We start from the raw sequence: 18,450 nt of genomic DNA, 5'->3' as shown, positions 1-18,450 counted from the left end.
ATTGGTATACTGGCTCCACTCCCTGGTGGATGCGCCAGTCGGTTATGTCCCTGAGCCGATACGCACAACCACGGGGGTTGCACGCTGGGGCCGGTGTGCATGTCCGCCCGACGGAAAGCCTTAACGCCCCCTGCAATCTCCACCTTGAACTTTCGGGTTCAAGGGCTACACCGACAGCGGTCTGATCGGGGAGCCTGAATTTTTTTTGCCCGCCCCTTCAGGCGGGCAATTCGTTTTGGCCGACCGTCCAGTGCCGGCCAGTACATCTGGGATCGCCCGTGCCATGACCGACACCGCGCCGCTCACCCGCCCCCAGCTCCGTCGCCTGCTTCGCAATGCCCGCCGCGCCCTTACCCCTGCCCAGCAACGCAAGGCCACCCTCGGCCTGTACCGCCAGCTGGCGCAACACCCATTGTTCCGCCGCGCCCGCCACATTGCCTTGTACCTGCCCAACGACGGCGAAATCGACCCTTGCCTGCTGCTGCGCGAAGCCCAGCGTCGCGGCAAGCGTACCTACCTGCCGGTGCTGCACGCCTGGCCGCGCACGCGCATGGTATTCCAGCGGTTCGAGCAGGGCGAAAAGCTCAAGCCCAACCGCTTCCGTATTCCAGAGCCGGTGACCGACCGCAAGCGGCAGCGACCGGTCTGGGCGCTGGACCTGATCCTGCTACCGCTGGTCGGTTTTGACGAAGTGGGCGGGCGTCTGGGAATGGGCGGCGGCTTTTATGATCGCAGCCTGGCCTACCAGGCGCGTCGGCAAACCTGGAAAAAACCATTGCTGCTGGGGCTGGCGCACGAATGCCAGAAGGTCGAGCGGCTGGCGCAGGCCAGCTGGGATGTACCACTGCAGGGGACGGTCTCGGACCGTGGCTGGTACCTGGCACCGCGTTGAGCGGCGCCAGCGGGGGCATCAACGTTGTGGCTGGCTGGCGTCGACCGGCATCTGGTAGGCGCTGTCCAGCTTGCGCTCCCACAAACCCTGCGCATAACCGGTAGTGACCACACCCAGGCCAAAAATGAACACCAGGATCCACAGCAGATCCGGCTTTTTGCGTTGATTCATTGAAGATTGCCCCCCAGGCAAACTGTTCAGTGCTTGGCGATTTTCTGGGTATCGCCAGCGCATCGCGCTTTAAACGGGGCGCATTTTCCGACAACCTGCGTCCGCACGCAAACCTTGACGCCAACCGGCTGTCGGTTTCGTGCAACAGGTTATTTCAAACCTTTTCAGGAGCAGCATCCATGGCCTATTGGCTGATGAAATCCGAGCCCGACGAACTCTCCATCGAAGGCCTCGGCCGCCTTGGCGAAGCGCGCTGGGACGGCGTGCGCAACTATCAGGCGCGTAATTTCCTGCGGGCCATGAATGTGGGTGACGAATTTTTCTTCTATCACTCCAGCTGCCCGCAACCGGGCATCGCCGGTATTGCCAGAATCACACGCGCGGCGTACCCCGACCCCACCGCGCTGGACCCACAAAGCCACTACTACGATGCCAAGGCCACGGCCGACAAGAACCCGTGGAGTGCGGTGGATGTGGCCCACGTGCAAACTCTGCCACGGGTGCTGGAACTGGGCAGGCTGAAGCAGCAGTCCGGCCTGGCCGAGCTGCCGCTGGTGCAGAAAGGCAGCCGCCTGTCGGTGATGCCGGTGACACCCGAACAATGGGCGGTGATTGTCGCGTTGCGTTGAAACAGTGGCTAAGGTCAAGGGTTTGACCGATATCAACACGCCACGAATGGCCCCGCGCCATGATGTGGTGTGCAAAACCGCAAGGATGCAGATCGATGAACCGATACGCCCCCAGAATCTTCGCCACCGCGCTGATCGCCCTGCTCGCTGCAGCCGCAGGGCTGGGGTACTGGAAGTCGCTCCACGACCAGCTGCCCGAAGGCCTGAGCATGGGCAACGGCCGCCTCGAAGCCACCGAAGTGCAGATCGCCAGCAAGATCCCCGGCCGCTTGGCCGAAGTGCTGGTCGACGAAGGCGACAAGGTCACCCGCGGCCAGCTACTGGCGCGCATTGACACGCGCACCATGGAAGCCCAGCGCACCCAGGCCGAAGCCGAAGTGCTGCGCGCGCGGGAAAACTACGCCGCGGCCCAGGCCAGCGTACAGCTGCGCCAGAGCGAACTGTTGCTGGCCAGCCAGGACCTCAAGCGCGTGCGGGAAATCTTCCAGCGCAAATACGCCAGCCAGCAACTGCTCGACCAGCAACAGGCACGCTTTGACACCGCCAACGCCGCCGTGGTCGCCGCCCGCGCCCAGCTGGCAGCGATCAAAGCCGCCATCGGCGCAGCCGAAGCCCAGGTGGCCCAGCTCACCAGCGAAATCGACGACAGCAGCCTGCGTGCGCCCATCAACGGCATTATCCAGCTGCGCCTGGCCGAGCCCGGTGAAGTGCTGGGTGCCGGCGGCCGCGTGCTGATGCTGATCGACCCCAGCGACCAGTACATGAACCTGTACCTGCCGGCTTCCACCAGCGGCACGCTGACCGTAGGCGACCAGGCGCGCATCGTGCTCGACGCCCTGCCCGAGCGCGCCTTGCCGGCCAAGGTGGCCTTTGTCGCAGCCAAGGCCCAGTTCACCCCCAAGCAGGTCGAAACCCGCGACGAGCGGCAAAAGCTGGTGTTCCGCGTCAAGCTTCGCCTGACCGACCCCGGCGCAGTGCCGCAGGCCAAACCGGGTATGCCAGGCGCCGGGTATGTGCGCACGGCTGAGGTGGACTGGCCGGCCAACCTGCAATGAACGCCCCGGCACTGCTGGCCGAGGGCATCGGCCACCGCTACGGCGACCTGGTGGCCTTGCACACCCTCGGCTTCAGCCTGCCTGCGGGCACCCGCTGCGCGCTGATCGGCCCTGACGGCGCCGGCAAATCGACCTTGCTGGGGTTGATCGCCGGCGTTAAACGGCTGCAACAGGGCGAGCTGCAGGTGCTGGGTGGCTCGATCCGCCAGCGCCGTCATCGCGCGGCGCTGTACCCAAAAGTGGCGTTCATGCCGCAGGGGCTGGGCAATAACCTGTACCCGGAGCTGTCGATCAGCGAGAACATCCGCTTTTTCGCCACCCTGTTCGGCCTGGGCCGCCGCGAGTGCGAACAGCGCATGGCCAATCTGCTGCAGGCCACCGACCTGCAACGCTTTGCCGAGCGCCCGGCCGGCAAGCTGTCGGGTGGAATGAAGCAGAAGCTGGGGCTGTGCTGCGCGCTGATCCACGAGCCAGACCTGCTGATCCTCGACGAACCCACGACCGGCGTCGACCCGCTGTCGCGGCGGCGCTTCTGGGAGCTGGTCGAACAGGTTCGCGCACAGCGCCCGCAGCTGACCCTGCTGGTGGCGACCGCCTACATGGAAGAGGCCGAACAATTCGAGCATTGCCTGATGCTCGATGGCGGCCGCCTGCTGGCCGCCGGCCCCAGCCACGACTTGGCTGCAGTCACCCCCAGCGGCAAGCTGGACGACGCCTTCACCCACTACCAGGGCGAGGGCAAGGCGCAGCAGCAACCCTTGCGCATCCCGCCGCGCCCGGCCACGGACAGCCCGGTCGCCATCGAGGCCCACGACCTGACACTGCGCTTTGGCGACTTCACGGCGGTGAACAAGGTCAGTTTCGCCATTGGCCGTGGCGAGATCTTCGGCTTCCTCGGCTCCAACGGCTGCGGCAAGACCACCACCATGAAAGTGCTCACCGGGCTGATGCCGGCCAGCGAGGGCAGCGCCAGCCTGCTCGGCCGCCCGGTGGACGCCAGTGACCTGGGCACGCGCAAGCGGGTCGGGTTCATGTCGCAGAGTTTCTCGCTGTATGGCGAGCTCAGCACCCGGCAGAACCTGGCCTTGCATGCCCGCCTGTTCGACCTGCCCAAAGCCGAGAGCGCCCAACGCATCGATGAGCTGATCGAGCGCTTCGACCTCGCCGCTATTGCCGACCAACCGTCCGGCGCCCTGCCCCTTGGCCTGCGCCAGCGCCTGTCATTGGCGGTGGCGGTACTGCATCGCCCGGAAGTGTTGATTCTCGATGAGCCGACCTCCGGCGTCGATCCGGCCGCTCGCGACGACTTCTGGCGCCTGTTGGTGGAATTGTCACGCGAACAGGGCGTGACCATTTTCCTCTCCACCCACTTCATGAACGAAGCCCAGCGCTGCGACCGCATCTCGTTGATGCATGCCGGGCGGGTACTGGCCTGCGACACACCCGATGCCCTGCAGCGCCAGTACCAAGGTGACACTTTGGAGGACGCGTTCGTGCGTTGCCTGGAGCAGGCCCAGGAGCTCGCGCCGCCAGCCGCGGACAACGCCGTGCTGGAGCAGGCAGCTACGCCCGCTCCGCCGCTGCGCCAGGGCTTCAGCCTGCGCCGCCTGCTGGCGGTGGCCAGCCGTGAGGGCAAGGAACTGCTGCGCGACAAGGTACGCCTGGCCTTCGCCCTGGCAGGCGCGCTGTTCATGATGGTGATCTTCGGCTACGGCATTTCGCTGGATGTAGAAAACCTTGCCTTCGCCGTGCACGACCAGGACCAGAGCCCGCAAAGCCGGGCCTACCTTGAGGCCTTCCGTGGCTCACGCTATTTTGCCGAACAGGCGCCGATTCGTGACAGCCGCGAGATGCACCAGCGCTTGCAACGCTCGGAAATCAAACTGGCGCTGGAGATTCCGCCCGGCTTTGGCCGCGACCTGTACGCCGGGCGCCAACCGGTGGTGGCGGCCTGGCTCGACGGCGGCATGCCGTTCCGCGCAGAAACCAGCCGCAACTACGTGGAAGCCGTGCACCAGGCCAACCTTGAGCAACTGGCAAAGGCCAGCCCAGAGCCGCAGCCGCGTCAGGAGCTGGTGCGCCTGGAAACACGTTTTCGTTACAACCAGGACGTGGTCAGCGTGAATGCCATAGGCCCCGGCGTGATGGCGCTGATCCTGGCTTTCATCCCCGCCATGCTCACCGCGCTGGGCATTGTCCGCGAAAAAGAGCTCGGCTCCATCACCAACTTCTACGCCACCCCCCTCACCCGCCTGGAGTTCCTGCTGGGCAAGCAGATGCCTTACCTGGCCGTGAGCCTGATCAACCTGGCGCTGCTGGTGGCCATGAACCGCTGGCTGTTCGCCGTGCCGCTCAAGGGCAGCGTGCTGGCCCTGGCCTGTGGTGGCGTGGCCTACCTGCTGGCCACCACCAGCCTGGGCCTGCTGATCTCGGCCTTCACCCGCACCCAGATCGCGGCCATCCTGGGCACCATGATCATCACCAGCCTGCCAACCATCCAGTTTTCCGGGCTGATCGTGCCACGCTCGTCGCTGGACGGCGCAGCGGCGGTGATGGGCCAGCTGTTCCCGGCGGGCTACTTTCTCGATATCGCGGTCGGCACCTTCACCAAGGCGCTGGGGCTGCGTGAGCTGTGGCCGCAGTGCCTGATCCTGCTGGGCTTCTTCGCTGCCTTCACGGGCCTGAGCCTGGCCATGTTGAAGAAGCAGGAGGCCTGACATGTCGCGCCTGAACCACACCCTGCGCCTGGGCCTGAAAGAACTGACCAGCCTGCGCCATGACAGCGTGCTGCTGCTGTTCCTGCTGTATGCCTTCAGCGTGGCGATCTACATGCCGGCCGCCGGCTCGGTGATCGGCGTACACAACGCCAGCGTCGCGGTAGTGGACGAAGACCACAGCCTGCTGTCGCGCAAATTGACCCAGGCCCTGCAACCGCCCGAGTTCCAGCCCGCCGTGTCGCTGCCCGCAGAACGCCTGGACCAGGCCATGGACAGCGGCGAGTACACCTTCGTGATCAACGTACCGGTGAACTTCCAGAGCGACCTGATGGCCGGGCGCTCGCCGGAGCTGCAGGTCAACGTCGACGCCACGGCCATGAGCCAGGCGTTCATGGGCGCCGGCTACATCGGCCGCATCTTCGAGCGCGAGCTGCTCGACTACAGCCAGCGCGGCAACGTGCAAAGCCCGGTGCTGATCAACCCCAAGGCGCTGTTCAACCCCAACCTTGAGGGGGGCTGGTTCCTGGCGGTGATCCAGATCGTCAACAACATCACCATCCTGGCGATCATCCTCACCGGCACCGCGCTGCTGCGCGAGCGTGAGCATGGCACGCTCGACCACCTGCTGGTGCTGCCGCTCACCGCACTGGAAATCATGCTGGCGAAAATCGGCAGCAACGCGCTGGTGGTGGTGATCTGCACGTGGGTTTCGCTGGTGGTGGTCGTGAAAGGCGCGCTGGGTGTGCCGCTGTCCGGCTCGATGGGGCTGTTTCTGGCCGTGACCGCGCTGTACCTGTTCGCCAGTACCGCGCTGGGCATCTTCCTCGCTACCCTGGCACGCTCGACGCCGCAGTTCGGCCTGCTGGCAATCCCGGTGATTATCCCGATGCTGTTGCTGTCTGGCGGCAGCACACCCCTGGACAGCATGCCCCAATGGCTGCAATGGGTGATGCAGGGGTCACCGTCGACGCACTTTGTCAGCCTGGGCACTGCGATCCTGTTCCGGGATGCCGGCTGGGCAGTGGTTTGGCCGGATATCCTGGCGCTGGCGCTGATCGGCCTGGTGTTTTTCAGCGTCGCCCTGGCGCGGTTTCGCCGCAGCCTGGCCTCATGACACCTCAGGATCTATGGTCGGCAACTGTGGGAGCGGGCAAGCCCGCGAACACCGGCGAAGCCGGTGCCATTCACCGCGCCGCCTGCTTCGCGGGCTCGCCCGCTCCCACATTGATCACTGCACGATCAGGTTGTTGAACAGCAGGTCTTCGACGATCGGCTTGCCTTCTTCCGCTTCCAGCACCTGCTGCACCTGCTTCAACGCCTCCTGGCGAAGGTGTTCCTTGGCCTCGACGTTGCTCATGTTGTCCACGGTCTGCTGGGTGAACAGTGCTACCAGCTGGTTGCGGATCAGAGGTTCGTGATGCTTTACCGCCTTGGCCGCTTCGTCACCGGTCACGCGCAGGGCCACGTCGGCCTTGTACACGCGCAGCCGCGGGCCGCCGTCGAGGGCATAGTTGCCGACAAAGGGCGGGCTCAGGCTGATGTAGGCGACCTTGGGCGCCCCTTCCTTGGCTTCCTCGGCCATGGCCGCAGCCGGCAGCAGCAGCGCCAGTACCATCAAGATCCACGCTTTCACGAATTCGCTCCTCAATACAGTTGGCGCCAGCTTACCCAGCACGCCGCTCAAACCCAAGCCCGGGCTTATGCCGGCCCATCAGGGCGGGCCATGCTCGTTGACCCGGCAAGCGGCCCTCCTACACTTATCGGCCACTACCCGCAAAGGAATAGCCCCGATGAAAGCTGTGTTGTGCAAAACCCTGGGTCCGGCGCGCGATCTGGTACTGGAAGACGTGGCCAGCCCGCAGCCCAGGAAAAACGAGATCCTGCTGGATGTGCAGGCCGCCGGTGTCAATTTCCCCGACACCCTGATCATCGAAGGCAAATACCAGTTCCAGCCACCGCTGCCGTTCTCACCCGGCGGCGAAGCCGCAGGCGTGGTGGCCGCGGTCGGGGAAAAAGCCGGCGCGCTGAAGGTCGGCGACCGGGTCATGGCGCTCACCGGCTGGGGTGCTTTCGCCGAGCAGGTGGCGGTGCCTTTCTACAACGTACTGCCGATCCCGACCAGCATGGACTTCTCCACCGCTGCCGCCTTCGGCATGACCTATGGCACCTCGATGCACGCCCTGCGCCAGCGCGGCCAACTGCAAGCAGGCGAGACGCTGCTGGTACTGGGCGCATCCGGCGGGGTCGGTCTGGCGGCGGTGGAAATCGGCAAAGCCATGGGCGCGCGGGTGATCGCGGCAGCCAGCAGTGCCGAGAAACTGGCCGTGGCCAAGGCGGCCGGGGCAGATGAGCTGATCGACTACACTCAGGCCAGCCTGCGCGAAGAAATCAAGCGGCTGACCGGTGGCCAGGGCGTGGACGTCATTTACGACCCGGTGGGGGGCGAGCTGTTCGAGCAGGCAGTGCGCGGGCTGGCCTGGAATGGCCGACTGCTGGTAGTGGGGTTTGCCAGCGGCAGCATTCCACAGCTGGCGGCCAACCTGGTGCTGCTCAAGGGCGCGGCGGTACTGGGGGTGTTCTGGGGGGCGTTTGCACAGCGCCAGCCCGAGGATAACGCGGCCAACTTCAAGCAGCTGTTTGCCTGGCATGCCGAAGGCAAGTTGAAGCCGCTGGTGTCGCAGACTTATCCACTGGCCGAGGCCGGGGCTGCCATCGAGAAACTGGGGCAGCGGCAGGCTGTGGGTAAGTTGGTGGTGTTGATGCATTGATTATTTTGGGGCCGCACAGCGGCCCCAAAACCTCAAACTTCACGCAGGTTATGGCAACGCCTGAACCGCGCCTCCAGGTTACGATCTGGCATCTGGTGGCTGCGCAAGGCATTCAAGGTCTGCTCGACATAGTCGCGCGTAGTGCCATAACGCCCCTTGGCACTGGCCAGGATCTGGCTGAGCAAGGTATCCGGCAGGTTGCCCGCATAGCACGGCAAATGCCGCTCCAGCACAAAGCCCAAGGCCTGTACTTTGCTGCCATCGCCCAGCCGGCAGCTAAGCCAGTGCGGCCGGTAGGCCGGGTACGGCATCTCCCGTTGCCACAGGGCCATCAACGAGTCATCCAGGCTGCTTTCATCCAGCCGATAGGCAAAGCCGCTGCAGGAGCCACCACGGTCCAGGCCGAACACTAGCCCTGGGGTTTCCGGGGTGCCACGGTGCTCGTGCGACCACAGGTACAAGCCCCGGTGATAACCATGCACCCGCGCCCGCTGGCGTTCCACCGAACTGCACTCCGGGCGCCAGATCAAGGAACCATAAGCGAACAGCCACACGGGCCCGCCCTGATGCCGAGACATGGTCGTCTTCATGGAGTTGAACAACTGGTCGTGAGTATGTTGCTGACCGAAGTCGAGTGCCGGAGGGTATGAAACTTCCCAAGACATACTTTCAAGTGCCGACATAAGCTGCCGCCATTATCCCTATGAACTACGGATGTAGCGAGATTCGATTGAGATACGCCCCAAGCCTCTGTAGCAAGTGCGCTTGCAGTAACCATAGGCCAGAATTGCAGGAATACTCAAGCCCTCGCGGCAGAGTTTCATGCGCGGTTCCGACGACTGGGAATTACTGTTTCGGCAACTGTGAAAGTTATTAGCCAAGGCGGTAACAATTACCGCCTTATACCCACTCTTTCAAACTTCGGTTATTAACCGCGTGGCGCGTAGGCAAACACATCCGCACGCATGCGGTGTGCATCCATGCCGGCTTCGACCAAGGCGTCGAGGGTGGCATAGATCATGTTCGGTGAACCGCTGGCATACACATGCACGGTATTGAGGTCGGCGATGTCCTCGCAGACCGCCTCATGCAGCATGCCGCAGCGGCCTTCCCAGCCGCACAGGTCGCTGACGACCTGGTGCAGAAACAGGTTGGGCAGGCGCTGCCATTCGTCCCAGTGCTCGATCTGGTAGAAGTCTTCGGGCCGACGCACGCCCCAGTACAGGTGTACCGGGTGTTTGAAGCCGTTGGCGCGGCAATGCTCGAGCAGGCTGTGCATCTGGCCCATGCCGGTGCCGGCGGCAATCAGCACCAGTGGCCCGTCGGGCAGCTCGGCCAGGTGGGTGTCGCCAAACGGCATTTCGATGCGTGCCAAGCCATCACGCTTGAGCTGCTCGATCAGTTGCAATGCACTGGGCTCACGCGCCAGCACGTGCAGCTCCAGCTCTCGCCCTGCGTGGGGTGCGGAGGCCAGCGAAAACGCGGCAGGCTTGCCGCCCTCGCGCTCGATCATCAGGTACTGCCCGGCGTGGTATCGCAGTGGCTTGCCGGCTGGCGCACGCAGGCGCACCCGCCAGACGTCGCCACCAACGTCGACGCATTCACTGACGCTGCACGCCAGCTTGCGTACCGGCAGCTCGCCCAGGGCGAGCACACCATCCCAGAGCAAAACACAGTCCTCCAGCGGTTCGGCAATGCAGGTAAACAGCTCGCCATGGTCACGGACTTCGCCGTCCTGGCGTACCCGCCCTTCGACCAACAACGCGGCGCAGACATGGCAATTGCCATTGCGGCAGCTATTCGGGCAGTCATAGCCCAACCGCCGCGCTCCATCCAGGATCCGTTCCCCGGGTTCGAGCGCCAGCACCGCCCCGGACGGCTGCAACGTTACCTGCATCAATCTATTCCCAACTGATCCCACAGCTCATCGATACGGCGGGTGACGGCTTCGTCCTTGACGATGACCCGCCCCCATTCGCGTGTAGTCTCGCCCGGCCACTTGTGCGTGGCGTCCAGGCCCATCTTCGACCCCAGCCCCGATACCGGCGACGCGAAGTCCAGGTAGTCGATCGGCGTGTTGTCGATCATCACCGTATCACGCTTGGGGTCCATGCGCGTGGTGATGGCCCAGATCACATCGTTCCAGTCACGGGCGTTGATATCGTCATCGGTGACAATAACGAACTTGGTGTACATGAACTGTCGCAGAAACGACCACACCCCCAGCATCACGCGCTTGGCGTGGCCCGGGTACTGCTTTTTCATGGTGACCACCGCCATGCGGTACGAGCAGCCTTCCGGCGGCAGGTAGAAGTCGGTGATTTCCGGGAACTGCTTCTGCAGGATCGGCACGAACACTTCGTTCAATGCCACGCCGAGAATCGCCGGCTCATCTGGCGGCCGGCCCGTGTAGGTGCTGTGGTAGATCGGCTTCTGCCGGTGGGTGATGCGCTCGACGGTGAACACCGGGAAGCTGTCCACTTCGTTGTAGTAGCCGGTATGGTCGCCATACGGGCCTTCCGGGGCCATTTCGCCCGGGTGGATAACGCCTTCCAGGATGATTTCGGCGGTGGCCGGTACCTGCAGGTTGCTGCCACGGCACTTGACCAGCTCGGTGCGATTGCCGCGCAGCAGGCCGGCGAAGGCATATTCGGAGAGGGTGTCCGGCACCGGGGTCACGGCACCGAGGATGGTCGCCGGGTCAGCACCCAGGGCCACGGCAACCGGGAACGGCTGGCCGGGGTTTTTCTCGCACCACTCACGATAGTCGAGGGCGCCCCCACGGTGGCTCAGCCAGCGCATGATGACCTTGTTACGGCCAATGACCTGCTGGCGGTAGATGCCCAGGTTCTGGCGGTCCTTGTTCGGGCCGCGGGTGACGGTAAGGCCCCAGGTGATCAGCGGCGCCACGTCGCCTGGCCAGCAGTGCTGGATCGGCAGTGCGCCGAGGTCGACATCATCACCCTCGACCACCACTTCCTGGCACACCGCGTCCTTGACTACCTTCGGCGCCATCGACACGACCTTCTTGAAGATCGGCAGCTTGGACCAGGCGTCCTTCAGGCCCTTGGGTGGCTCGGGCTCCTTGAGGAAGGCCAGCAGCTTGCCGATTTCGCGCAGTTCTTCGACCGACTCGGCGCCCATGCCCATGGCCACGCGTTCGGGGGTGCCGAACAGGTTGCCCAGCACCGGAATGTCGAAGCCGGTGGGCTTTTCGAACAGCAATGCCGGGCCCTTCGCACGCAGGGTGCGGTCGCAGACCTCGGTCATTTCCAGGACTGGGGAGATCGGAACCTGGATGCGCTTGAGCTCGCCGCGCTGTTCCAGGCCACGGATGAAGTCGCGCAAGTCGCGATACTGCATGCAAAAGCCTCGTGTTGGCCGTATCGGTCGGGGTGCAGAGTGTAGCGCCGTTCGGGCATGGTTTGGGGGCAAAAATGCATTGGTGACCGCTTCACGCCTTGGTCGGGACGCTTACCTTGCGCCTCACCGATTATGCGATACAACCTTTGACAACCCGATTCCAAGGGCCTGCAGCACCTTCAACACAGTCGACAATCTCGGGTCCCCATCAGCAGCCAAGGCTCGATAGAGGTTTGGACGCGCAAGCCCCGTGGCCTGGGACAGATTACCCATCCCGCCACGCGCTTCCGCTACGCGCCGAACCGCCGTCAGAAAACCTGCGGCGCCACCAGGCTCATCGATTTCTTCAAGCGCAACCGCAAGATAATCGATGGCGAAAGACTCATCCTTGCGGAGCATTTCGAGAACACTTTCTTCATGCGAGCGTGTGCCGGTCATAGCGCTACCTTATGCCTCTGCCACAGAGATCTGGCTTGATCAATATCGGCCTGCTGCCGGTCTTTCGTGCCACCTCCGAGCAGGAAAATGATCTTCCGCCCGGAGATGGCGTAATAGACGCGATAGCCTGGCCCGAAGTCCAGTTTCATCTCGAACACGCCATCACCCACTGGTTGGGTCACGCCAAAATAGCCCTGCGCCGCCCGGTCGACCCTTGTAGTGATTCGCGCCTTCACCCTTGTGTCACGAATGGTGTTCAGCCATGCCTGGTAAACATCCACATCATTAGCGGATAGAACGTGATGAACTGCGTACATCCAAGTGTACCTTATAAGAGACATCCGTGTGACGATTCATCAACCAGCCCGGCTTCGCTGGTCTTCGGGAGGCAGGAGGCAAATGCCTGGATCAGGCAGGCCCCCACGCCACAAGCAGCATGTTGGCCTTCGTTCGGCGTGCTGGCGAACGGTCTTTTGTGACAAACAGCAAAAAGCCGGGTTTCCCCGGCTTTTGCGTGATGCCTGCGAAGCTTACTTGCGCTTCATCGACAAGAAGAACTCGTCGTTGGTCTTGGTCTGCTTGAGCTTGTCGACCAGGAACTCGATGGCGGCGATTTCGTCCATCGGGTGCAGCAGCTTGCGCAAAATCCACATGCGCTGCAGTTCGTCGTCGGCAGTCAGCAGCTCTTCGCGGCGGGTACCGGAACGGTTGATGTTGATGGCCGGGAACACGCGCTTCTCGGCGATGCGGCGGTCCAGCGGCAGCTCCATGTTGCCGGTGCCCTTGAACTCTTCGTAGATCACTTCGTCCATCTTCGAGCCGGTTTCGACCAGCGCGGTGGCGATGATGGTCAGCGAACCGCCTTCCTCGATGTTACGCGCGGCGCCGAAGAAGCGCTTCGGCTTCTCCAGGGCGTGGGCGTCGACACCACCGGTCAGCACCTTGCCGGAGCTTGGGATCACGGTGTTGTAGGCACGCGCCAGACGGGTGATGGAGTCCAGCAGGATGACCACGTCCTTCTTGTGCTCGACCAGGCGCTTGGCCTTCTCGATCACCATTTCGGCAACCTGCACGTGGCGGGTTGGCGGCTCGTCGAAGGTGGAAGCAACCACTTCGCCGCGCACGGTGCGCTGCATTTCGGTCACTTCTTCCGGGCGCTCGTCGATCAGCAGCACGATCAAGTGGCACTCGGGATTGTTACGGGTGATGTTGGCCGCGATGTTCTGAAGCATGATGGTCTTGCCCGCTTTTGGCGGGGCGACGATCAGGCCACGCTGGCCTTTGCCGATCGGGGCGCACAGGTCGATGACGCGACCGGTCAAGTCCTCGGTGGAGCCGTTACCAGCTTCCATCTTCAGGCGCTTGTTTGGGAACAGCGGCGTCAGGTTTTCGAACAGGATCTTGTTCTTCGCGTTTTCCGGACGGTCGAAGTTGATGGTATCAACCTTCAGCAGAGCGAAGTAACGCTCCCCTTCCTTTGGCGGGCGGATCTTGCCGACGATGGTGTCGCCGGTACGCAGGTTGAAACGGCGGATCTGGCTGGGCGAGACGTAGATATCGTCCGGGCCGGCCAGGTAGGACGCATCAGCCGAGCGCAGGAAACCGAAACCATCCTGGAGAATCTCCAGCACGCCGTCACCCGAAATCTCTTCGCCGCTCTTCGCGTGCTTCTTCAGCAGGGCGAAGATCACGTCCTGTTTGCGCGAACGGGCCATGTTCTCGATGCCCATCTGTTCGGCCATTTCCAAAAGATCGGTAATCGGCTTTTGCTTGAGTTCAGTCAGGTTCATAAGGGGAGTGACGTAATCATGTAAGAAGGGAGAATTAAGCTTCTGGCTTAATGAGGCCGCGCCGCTAGATGGCGACAGGATCGCGTACTGATTCGAATTAGGGATGCTTCGGCGACGGCGTGTAGAGGGCACTGGAAAAGCAGTGCGAGGCCGAATGTAACACTTGCTTTTTTCTGCGTCTAGTGCTCTGGAAAAGAAAAACCCCGCATTTGCGGGGCTTTTTTCACATCACAGGTGGGCGTCGAGGAACGCGGCCAGCTGCGACTTGGAAAGCGCGCCAACCTTGGTGGCTTCGACGTTACCGTTCTTGAACAGCATCAGCGTCGGGATACCACGCACGCCGTGCTTGGCCGGGGTTTCCTGGTTCTCGTCGATATTCAGCTTGGCGACGGTCAGCTTGCCCTCGTAGGTAGCAGCGATATCGTCCAGAACCGGAGCGATCATCTTGCATGGGCCGCACCATTCAGCCCAGTAGTCGACCAGCACCGGGCCTTGAGCCTGCAGTACGTCGGCTTCGAAGCTGGCGTCGGTGACGTGTTTGATTTTGTCGCTCATGGAAATCTCCAAGGTCGTAAGCAATAAAAAACGTTGCCCATCATAGCTGCCCCCGCCGCCGACAGGAAGCCACGGACGATTGACTGTAACTATAGTTGCGCAAGACGCCGCGAATCGAAACTGTCATACAGCCGTCATAGAATCGAATGGCACATTGCCTTGCATCAAGGCCAGCACATCGGCTGCGTGTCACGCGTTGGCGTCAGCCTGCTATCGTGGCACGATTGCCGGGTTAACGACCGAGAACAACCAGATCATGCCGCATACCATCGCGAAGAACCTGTCCCTGATCGCCGCCATCGACCTTGGCTCCAACAGTTTTCACATGGTCGTGGCCAAGGCCCACCATACCGAAATCCGCATTCTCGAGCGGCTCGGCGAGAAGGTTCAGCTTGCCGCCGGCATCGACGAAGAGCGCAAGCTCAGTGAAGAGGCAATGGAACGAGGCCTGGATTGCCTCAAGCGCTTTTCCCAGCTGATCAACGGCATGCCGGCAGGCTCCGTGCGTATCGTCGGTACCAACGCCTTGCGCGAAGCGCGCAACCGTAACGAGTTCATCCAGCGTGCCGAAGCCATCCTCGGCCACCCGGTGGAGGTCATCTCCGGCCGTGAAGAGGCGCGACTGATCTATCTGGGCGTTTCGCACACCCTGGCCGATACCCCCGGCAAACGCCTGGTGGCGGACATCGGCGGCGGCAGTACCGAGTTCATCATCGGCCAGCGCTTCGAGCCGCTGCTGCGCGAAAGCCTGCAGATGGGCTGCGTCAGCTTCACCCAGCGCTACTTCCGCGACGGCAAGATCACCCCGGCCCGCTACGCCCAGGCCTACACCGCCGCGCGCCTGGAGCTGATGAGCATCGAGCATGCCCTGCATCGCCTGACTTGGGACGAGGCCATTGGCTCGTCCGGCACCATCCGCGCCATCGGCGCCGCCATCAAGGCCGGCGGCTTGGGCAATGGCGAGGTCAACGCAGAGGGCCTGGCCTGGGTCAAGCGCAAGCTGTTCAAGCTGGGGGAAGTCGACAAGATCGACTTCGACGGCATCAAGCCGGACCGCCGCACGATCTTCCCGGCGGGCATGGCCATTCTCGAAGCGATTTTCGACGCGCTGGAACTGCAGCGCATGGACCACTGTGACGGCGCCCTGCGCGAAGGTGTGCTGTTCGACCTGCTCGGCCGCCACCACCATGAAGACGTGCGCGAACGCACCCTCAACTCGTTGATGGAACGTTACCACGTGGACCAGGGCCAGGCTGCGCGCGTGGAACGCAAGGCACTGCATGCCTTCGACCAAGTGGCCGATGCCTGGGGGCTGAAAGACGGAAATTGGCGCGATCTGCTGGGCTGGGCCGCGAAAGTGCACGAAGTAGGCCTCGATATCGCCCACTATCACTACCACAAGCACGGCGCCTACCTGATCGAGCACTCCGACCTTTCGGGCTTCTCCCGCGAGGACCAGCAGATGATGGCCTTGCTGGTACGCGGCCACCGCCGCAACATCCCCAAGGACAAGTTCGCCGAGCTGGGTGACGAAGGCATCAAGCTGCTGCGCCTGTGCGTGCTGCTGCGTTTCGCCATTCTGTTTCACCACATCCGTGGCAACCAGCAGATGCCGAAGGTGGTGCTCAAGGCTGGCGATGCAAGCCTGGATGTGGCCTTCCCTGAAGGCTGGCTGGAACAGAACCAGCTGACCCAGGCCGACTTCGCCAACGAGGCGGAGTGGCTGGCCCGGGTCGGCTTCGTCCTCAGCGTACGTTGAGGACCGGGTTGCTCAGGCGCTCCAGCAGGGTCGCCTGGGCACTGCGCGGGTTCTGGTTGCCGGTCGGGGTGATGCGCACGTAGCGCCCGTCTGGCTGCAAGGTCCAGGCGTGGGTGTTGTCGGTCAGGTAGCCTTCCAGCTCCTTCTTCACCCGCAGCAACAGCTTCTTGCCTTCCACCGGGAAGCAGGTCTCGACGCGCTTGTCGAGGTTGCGCTCCATCCAGTCGGCACTGGACAGGTAGATCTGCTCTTCGCCGCCATTGAGGAAGTAGAACACCCGCGTGTGCTCAAGGAAGCGGCCGATGATCGAGCGCACCTGGATATTGTGTGAAACCCCCGGAATGCCTGGGCGCAGGCAGCACATGCCACGCACCACCAGGTCGATCTTCACACCCGACTGACTAGCCTTGTACAGCGCCTTGATGACCTTGGCGTCGGTCAGCGAGTTGAACTTGGCAATGATGTGCGCCGGCTTGCCTTCGAGGGCAAACTGGGTTTCGCGCGCAATCATGTCGAGCATGCCCTTCTTCAGGGTGAACGGCGCGTGCAGCAGCTTTTTCATGCGCAGCGTCTTGCCCATGCCGATGAGCTGGCTGAACAGCTTGCCGACGTCCTCGGTGAGGGCGTCGTCTGAGGTCAGCAAGCTGTAGTCGGTGTACAGGCGGGCATTGCCGGCGTGGTAGTTGCCGGTGCCCAGGTGCGCATAACGCACGATCTCGCCCTGCTCGCGACGCAGGATCAGCATCATCTTGGCGTGGGTCTTGAAACCGACCACGCCGTAGATCACCACCGCACCGGCCGCTTGCAGGCGGCTGGCCATCTGCAGGTTGGACTCTTCGTCGAAGCGCGCGCGCAGTTCGATCACCGCAGTGACCTCCTTGCCGTTACGCGCAGCGTCTACCAGGGCGTCGACAATTTCCGAGTTGGCCCCGGACCGGTACAGGGTCTGGCGCACGGCGAGCACGTGCGGGTCCTTGGCGGCCTGGCGCAGCAGGTCGACCACCGGGGTAAAGGACTCGAAGGGGTGCATCAGCAGTATGTCCTGCTTGCTGATCACGCTGAAAATGTTGTCGGCGTTCACCAGCAGCTTGGGGATCGCCGGGGTGAACGGCGTGTACTGAAGCTCAGGGTGGCTGTCCAGGCCGGTAATGCTGAACAGGCGGGTGAGGTTGACCGGGCCATTGACCTGGTACAGCTCGCTTTCGCTGAGGCTGAACTGCTTGAGCAGGTAGTCCGACAGGTGTTTCGGGCAGGTGTCGGCCACCTCCAGGCGCACGGCGTCGCCGTAACGGCGCGAGAACAGCTCGCCGCGCAGGGCGCGGGCCAGGTCGTCGACTTCTTCGGAGTCCAGCGCCAGGTCGGCGTTACGGGTCAGGCGGAACTGGTAGCAGCCCTTCACCTTCATGCCCTGGAACAGGTCGTCGGCGTGCGCGTGGATCATCGACGACAGGAACACGTAGTTGGCACCCGGGCCGCCCACCTCTTCAGGCACGCGGATAACCCGGGGCAGCAGGCGCGGGGCCGGGATGATCGCCAGGCCCGAGTCGCGACCGAAGGCATCGACCCCCTCCAGCTCGACGATGAAGTTGAGGCTCTTGTTCACCAGCAGCGGGAACGGGTGGGTCGGGTCGAGGCCGATCGGGGTGATGATCGGGGCAATTTCGTCGCGGAAATAGCGGCGCACCCATGTCTTGAGCTTGGGCGTCCAGTAACGGCGGCGAATGAAGCGGATCTGGTGCTTTTCCAGCTCCGGCAGCAGCACGTCGTTGAGGATCGCGTACTGGCGCTCTACCTCGATATGCACCAGCTCGCTGATACGCGCCAGCGCCTGGTGCGGCTGCAGGCCGTCGGCACCGGCCTGTTCACGGGCGAAGTTGATCTGCTTCTTCAGGCCGGCGACGCGGATCTCGAAGAACTCGTCGAGGTTGCTGGAGAAGATCAACAGGAACTTGAGGCGTTCGAGCAGTGGGTAGTTCTCGTCCAGGGCCTGTTCCAGCACGCGGATGTTGAACTGCAGCTGCGAGAGTTCGCGATGAATGTACAGGCTGCTGTCGTCCAGGCCGGGGACGGTGATTGCCGGGGCCGGCGCGGGCGCCGGCGCTGCGGCCACAGGCTCGGCGACCTGTTCCTCTACAGGCTCCGGTTCGGGCGCCGGCGGCAGGTCTGGCGGGGTCTGCACCAACTCTTCCGGGAGCTCCTGGGCATCCTTGATCGCGACAGGGGTGAGCACTTCATTATTCATCTGGCGTTCCTGAGGACGTTAACGCCCTATCATCAATTGAGCGGCAAGATAAGCGCCCATTATGACGCCTG

Annotated in this window: 17 protein-coding genes and 1 other RNA gene; 8 read left to right on the top strand and 10 right to left on the bottom strand. The window is 63.1% G+C overall.

Annotated elements, in window-relative coordinates:
* Positions 1-16: 16 nt before the first annotated feature.
* Positions 17-196: non-coding RNA, 6S RNA (gene ssrS / locus E8E78_RS23955), on the top strand.
* 87 nt (positions 197-283) lie between these two features.
* Complete coding sequence (locus tag E8E78_RS23950; protein ID WP_016502165.1) at positions 284-892, top strand: 5-formyltetrahydrofolate cyclo-ligase; 609 nt, start codon at positions 284-286, stop codon at positions 890-892.
* Between the two features lie 18 nt (positions 893-910).
* Here the strand turns inward: E8E78_RS23950 and E8E78_RS23945 are convergent, their stop codons facing one another.
* Positions 911-1,063 (bottom strand): hypothetical protein, encoded by a 153-nt coding sequence (locus E8E78_RS23945; protein WP_016489747.1) that lies wholly within the window; start codon positions 1,061-1,063, stop codon positions 911-913.
* Positions 1,064-1,242: 179 nt separating this feature from the next.
* Between E8E78_RS23945 and E8E78_RS23940 the strand changes: the two genes are divergently transcribed.
* From E8E78_RS23940 to E8E78_RS23925, 4 genes are all read left to right on the top strand, one after another.
* Entirely contained in the window at positions 1,243-1,692 is a 450-nt protein-coding gene (locus E8E78_RS23940; RefSeq protein ID WP_151326490.1) for an EVE domain-containing protein, read from the top strand.
* 95 nt (positions 1,693-1,787) lie between these two features.
* Positions 1,788-2,747, top strand: a complete 960-nt coding sequence (locus E8E78_RS23935) for an HlyD family efflux transporter periplasmic adaptor subunit (RefSeq protein WP_059394518.1) — start codon at positions 1,788-1,790, stop codon at positions 2,745-2,747.
* Complete coding sequence (gene rbbA, locus E8E78_RS23930) at positions 2,744-5,464, top strand: ribosome-associated ATPase/putative transporter RbbA (protein WP_061204028.1); 2,721 nt, start codon at positions 2,744-2,746, stop codon at positions 5,462-5,464. The genes E8E78_RS23935 and rbbA overlap by 4 nt, the downstream gene beginning before the upstream one ends.
* Position 5,465: 1 nt before the next feature.
* On the top strand, positions 5,466-6,578 hold the full coding sequence (locus E8E78_RS23925) for an ABC transporter permease (RefSeq protein ID WP_061204029.1): 1,113 nt from the start codon (positions 5,466-5,468) through the stop codon (positions 6,576-6,578).
* Positions 6,579-6,692: 114 nt separating this feature from the next.
* On the opposite strand, the gene E8E78_RS23920 is transcribed toward E8E78_RS23925, so the two are convergent.
* Positions 6,693-7,097, bottom strand: coding sequence for a flagellar basal body-associated protein FliL (locus E8E78_RS23920; protein WP_016489751.1), 405 nt, complete (start codon positions 7,095-7,097; stop codon positions 6,693-6,695).
* A gap of 157 nt (positions 7,098-7,254) precedes the next feature.
* Here E8E78_RS23920 and E8E78_RS23915 point away from each other — a divergent pair, with 157 nt between their 5' ends.
* Entirely contained in the window at positions 7,255-8,232 is a 978-nt protein-coding gene (locus E8E78_RS23915) for an NADPH:quinone oxidoreductase family protein (RefSeq protein WP_049275807.1), read from the top strand.
* Between the two features lie 32 nt (positions 8,233-8,264).
* Here the strand turns inward: E8E78_RS23915 and E8E78_RS23910 are convergent, their stop codons facing one another.
* The 7 genes from E8E78_RS23910 to trxA form a co-directional block, all read right to left on the bottom strand.
* Positions 8,265-8,915, bottom strand: a complete 651-nt coding sequence (locus tag E8E78_RS23910) for a gamma-glutamylcyclotransferase (protein WP_041167937.1) — start codon at positions 8,913-8,915, stop codon at positions 8,265-8,267.
* Positions 8,916-9,160: 245 nt separating this feature from the next.
* A complete protein-coding gene (locus tag E8E78_RS23905) occupies positions 9,161-10,129 on the bottom strand; it encodes a CDP-6-deoxy-delta-3,4-glucoseen reductase (protein ID WP_016502173.1) in 969 nt (322 codons plus the stop codon).
* The gene (gene ubiD / locus E8E78_RS23900; RefSeq protein WP_016502174.1) at positions 10,129-11,595 is read right to left on the bottom strand and encodes a 4-hydroxy-3-polyprenylbenzoate decarboxylase; all 1,467 of its coding nucleotides are present in this window, start codon (positions 11,593-11,595) and stop codon (positions 10,129-10,131) included. Before ubiD ends, E8E78_RS23905 begins: the two co-directional genes overlap by 1 nt.
* A 123-nt stretch (positions 11,596-11,718) precedes the next feature.
* Positions 11,719-12,033 carry an addiction module antidote protein gene (locus tag E8E78_RS23895; RefSeq protein WP_016489756.1) on the bottom strand — a complete coding sequence of 105 codons (315 nt, stop codon included), beginning with the start codon at positions 12,031-12,033 and terminating at the stop codon, positions 11,719-11,721.
* Complete coding sequence (locus E8E78_RS23890; RefSeq protein WP_019470978.1) at positions 12,030-12,350, bottom strand: type II toxin-antitoxin system RelE/ParE family toxin; 321 nt, start codon at positions 12,348-12,350, stop codon at positions 12,030-12,032. Before E8E78_RS23890 ends, E8E78_RS23895 begins: the two co-directional genes overlap by 4 nt.
* Positions 12,351-12,563: 213 nt before the next feature.
* Positions 12,564-13,823, bottom strand: a complete 1,260-nt coding sequence (rho, locus tag E8E78_RS23885; RefSeq protein WP_003253661.1) for a transcription termination factor Rho — start codon at positions 13,821-13,823, stop codon at positions 12,564-12,566.
* 228 nt (positions 13,824-14,051) lie between these two features.
* The gene (gene trxA / locus E8E78_RS23880; protein WP_012274768.1) at positions 14,052-14,378 is read right to left on the bottom strand and encodes a thioredoxin TrxA; all 327 of its coding nucleotides are present in this window, start codon (positions 14,376-14,378) and stop codon (positions 14,052-14,054) included.
* Between the two features lie 256 nt (positions 14,379-14,634).
* On the opposite strand from trxA, the gene ppx reads away from it, so the two are divergent.
* Entirely contained in the window at positions 14,635-16,137 is a 1,503-nt protein-coding gene (gene ppx, locus E8E78_RS23875) for an exopolyphosphatase (protein ID WP_016502176.1), read from the top strand.
* Here ppx and ppk1 read toward each other — a convergent pair.
* Positions 16,124-18,379: a polyphosphate kinase 1 gene (gene ppk1, locus E8E78_RS23870; protein WP_049275804.1), complete on the bottom strand. Its 2,256-nt coding sequence runs from the start codon at positions 18,377-18,379 to the stop codon at positions 16,124-16,126. The two genes, ppx and ppk1, sit on opposite strands and share 14 nt — an antisense overlap.
* Positions 18,380-18,450: the final 71 nt, after the last annotated feature.

The sequence above is a fragment of the Pseudomonas sp. BN505 genome (assembly GCF_029873175.1).
Lineage (GTDB): Bacteria > Pseudomonadota > Gammaproteobacteria > Pseudomonadales > Pseudomonadaceae > Aquipseudomonas > Aquipseudomonas putida.
The sequence above is the reverse complement of the archived record's forward strand: the minus strand, read 5'-3'. Positions and strand labels throughout refer to the sequence as shown.

Coding starts and splice junctions, on each gene's coding strand:
- E8E78_RS23950 (WP_016502165.1), top strand. CDS start 284: ATGACCGACACCGCGCCGCTCACCCGCCCCCAGCTCCGTCGCCTGCTT.
- E8E78_RS23945 (WP_016489747.1), bottom strand. CDS start 1,063: ATGAATCAACGCAAAAAGCCGGATCTGCTGTGGATCCTGGTGTTCATT.
- E8E78_RS23940 (WP_151326490.1), top strand. CDS start 1,243: ATGGCCTATTGGCTGATGAAATCCGAGCCCGACGAACTCTCCATCGAA.
- E8E78_RS23935 (WP_059394518.1), top strand. CDS start 1,788: ATGAACCGATACGCCCCCAGAATCTTCGCCACCGCGCTGATCGCCCTG.
- rbbA (WP_061204028.1), top strand. CDS start 2,744: ATGAACGCCCCGGCACTGCTGGCCGAGGGCATCGGCCACCGCTACGGC.
- E8E78_RS23925 (WP_061204029.1), top strand. CDS start 5,466: ATGTCGCGCCTGAACCACACCCTGCGCCTGGGCCTGAAAGAACTGACC.
- E8E78_RS23915 (WP_049275807.1), top strand. CDS start 7,255: ATGAAAGCTGTGTTGTGCAAAACCCTGGGTCCGGCGCGCGATCTGGTA.
- E8E78_RS23910 (WP_041167937.1), bottom strand. CDS start 8,915: ATGTCGGCACTTGAAAGTATGTCTTGGGAAGTTTCATACCCTCCGGCA.
- E8E78_RS23905 (WP_016502173.1), bottom strand. CDS start 10,129: ATGCAGGTAACGTTGCAGCCGTCCGGGGCGGTGCTGGCGCTCGAACCC.
- ubiD (WP_016502174.1), bottom strand. CDS start 11,595: ATGCAGTATCGCGACTTGCGCGACTTCATCCGTGGCCTGGAACAGCGC.
- E8E78_RS23895 (WP_016489756.1), bottom strand. CDS start 12,033: ATGACCGGCACACGCTCGCATGAAGAAAGTGTTCTCGAAATGCTCCGC.
- E8E78_RS23890 (WP_019470978.1), bottom strand. CDS start 12,350: ATGTACGCAGTTCATCACGTTCTATCCGCTAATGATGTGGATGTTTAC.
- rho (WP_003253661.1), bottom strand. CDS start 13,823: ATGAACCTGACTGAACTCAAGCAAAAGCCGATTACCGATCTTTTGGAA.
- trxA (WP_012274768.1), bottom strand. CDS start 14,378: ATGAGCGACAAAATCAAACACGTCACCGACGCCAGCTTCGAAGCCGAC.
- ppx (WP_016502176.1), top strand. CDS start 14,635: ATGCCGCATACCATCGCGAAGAACCTGTCCCTGATCGCCGCCATCGAC.
- ppk1 (WP_049275804.1), bottom strand. CDS start 18,379: ATGAATAATGAAGTGCTCACCCCTGTCGCGATCAAGGATGCCCAGGAG.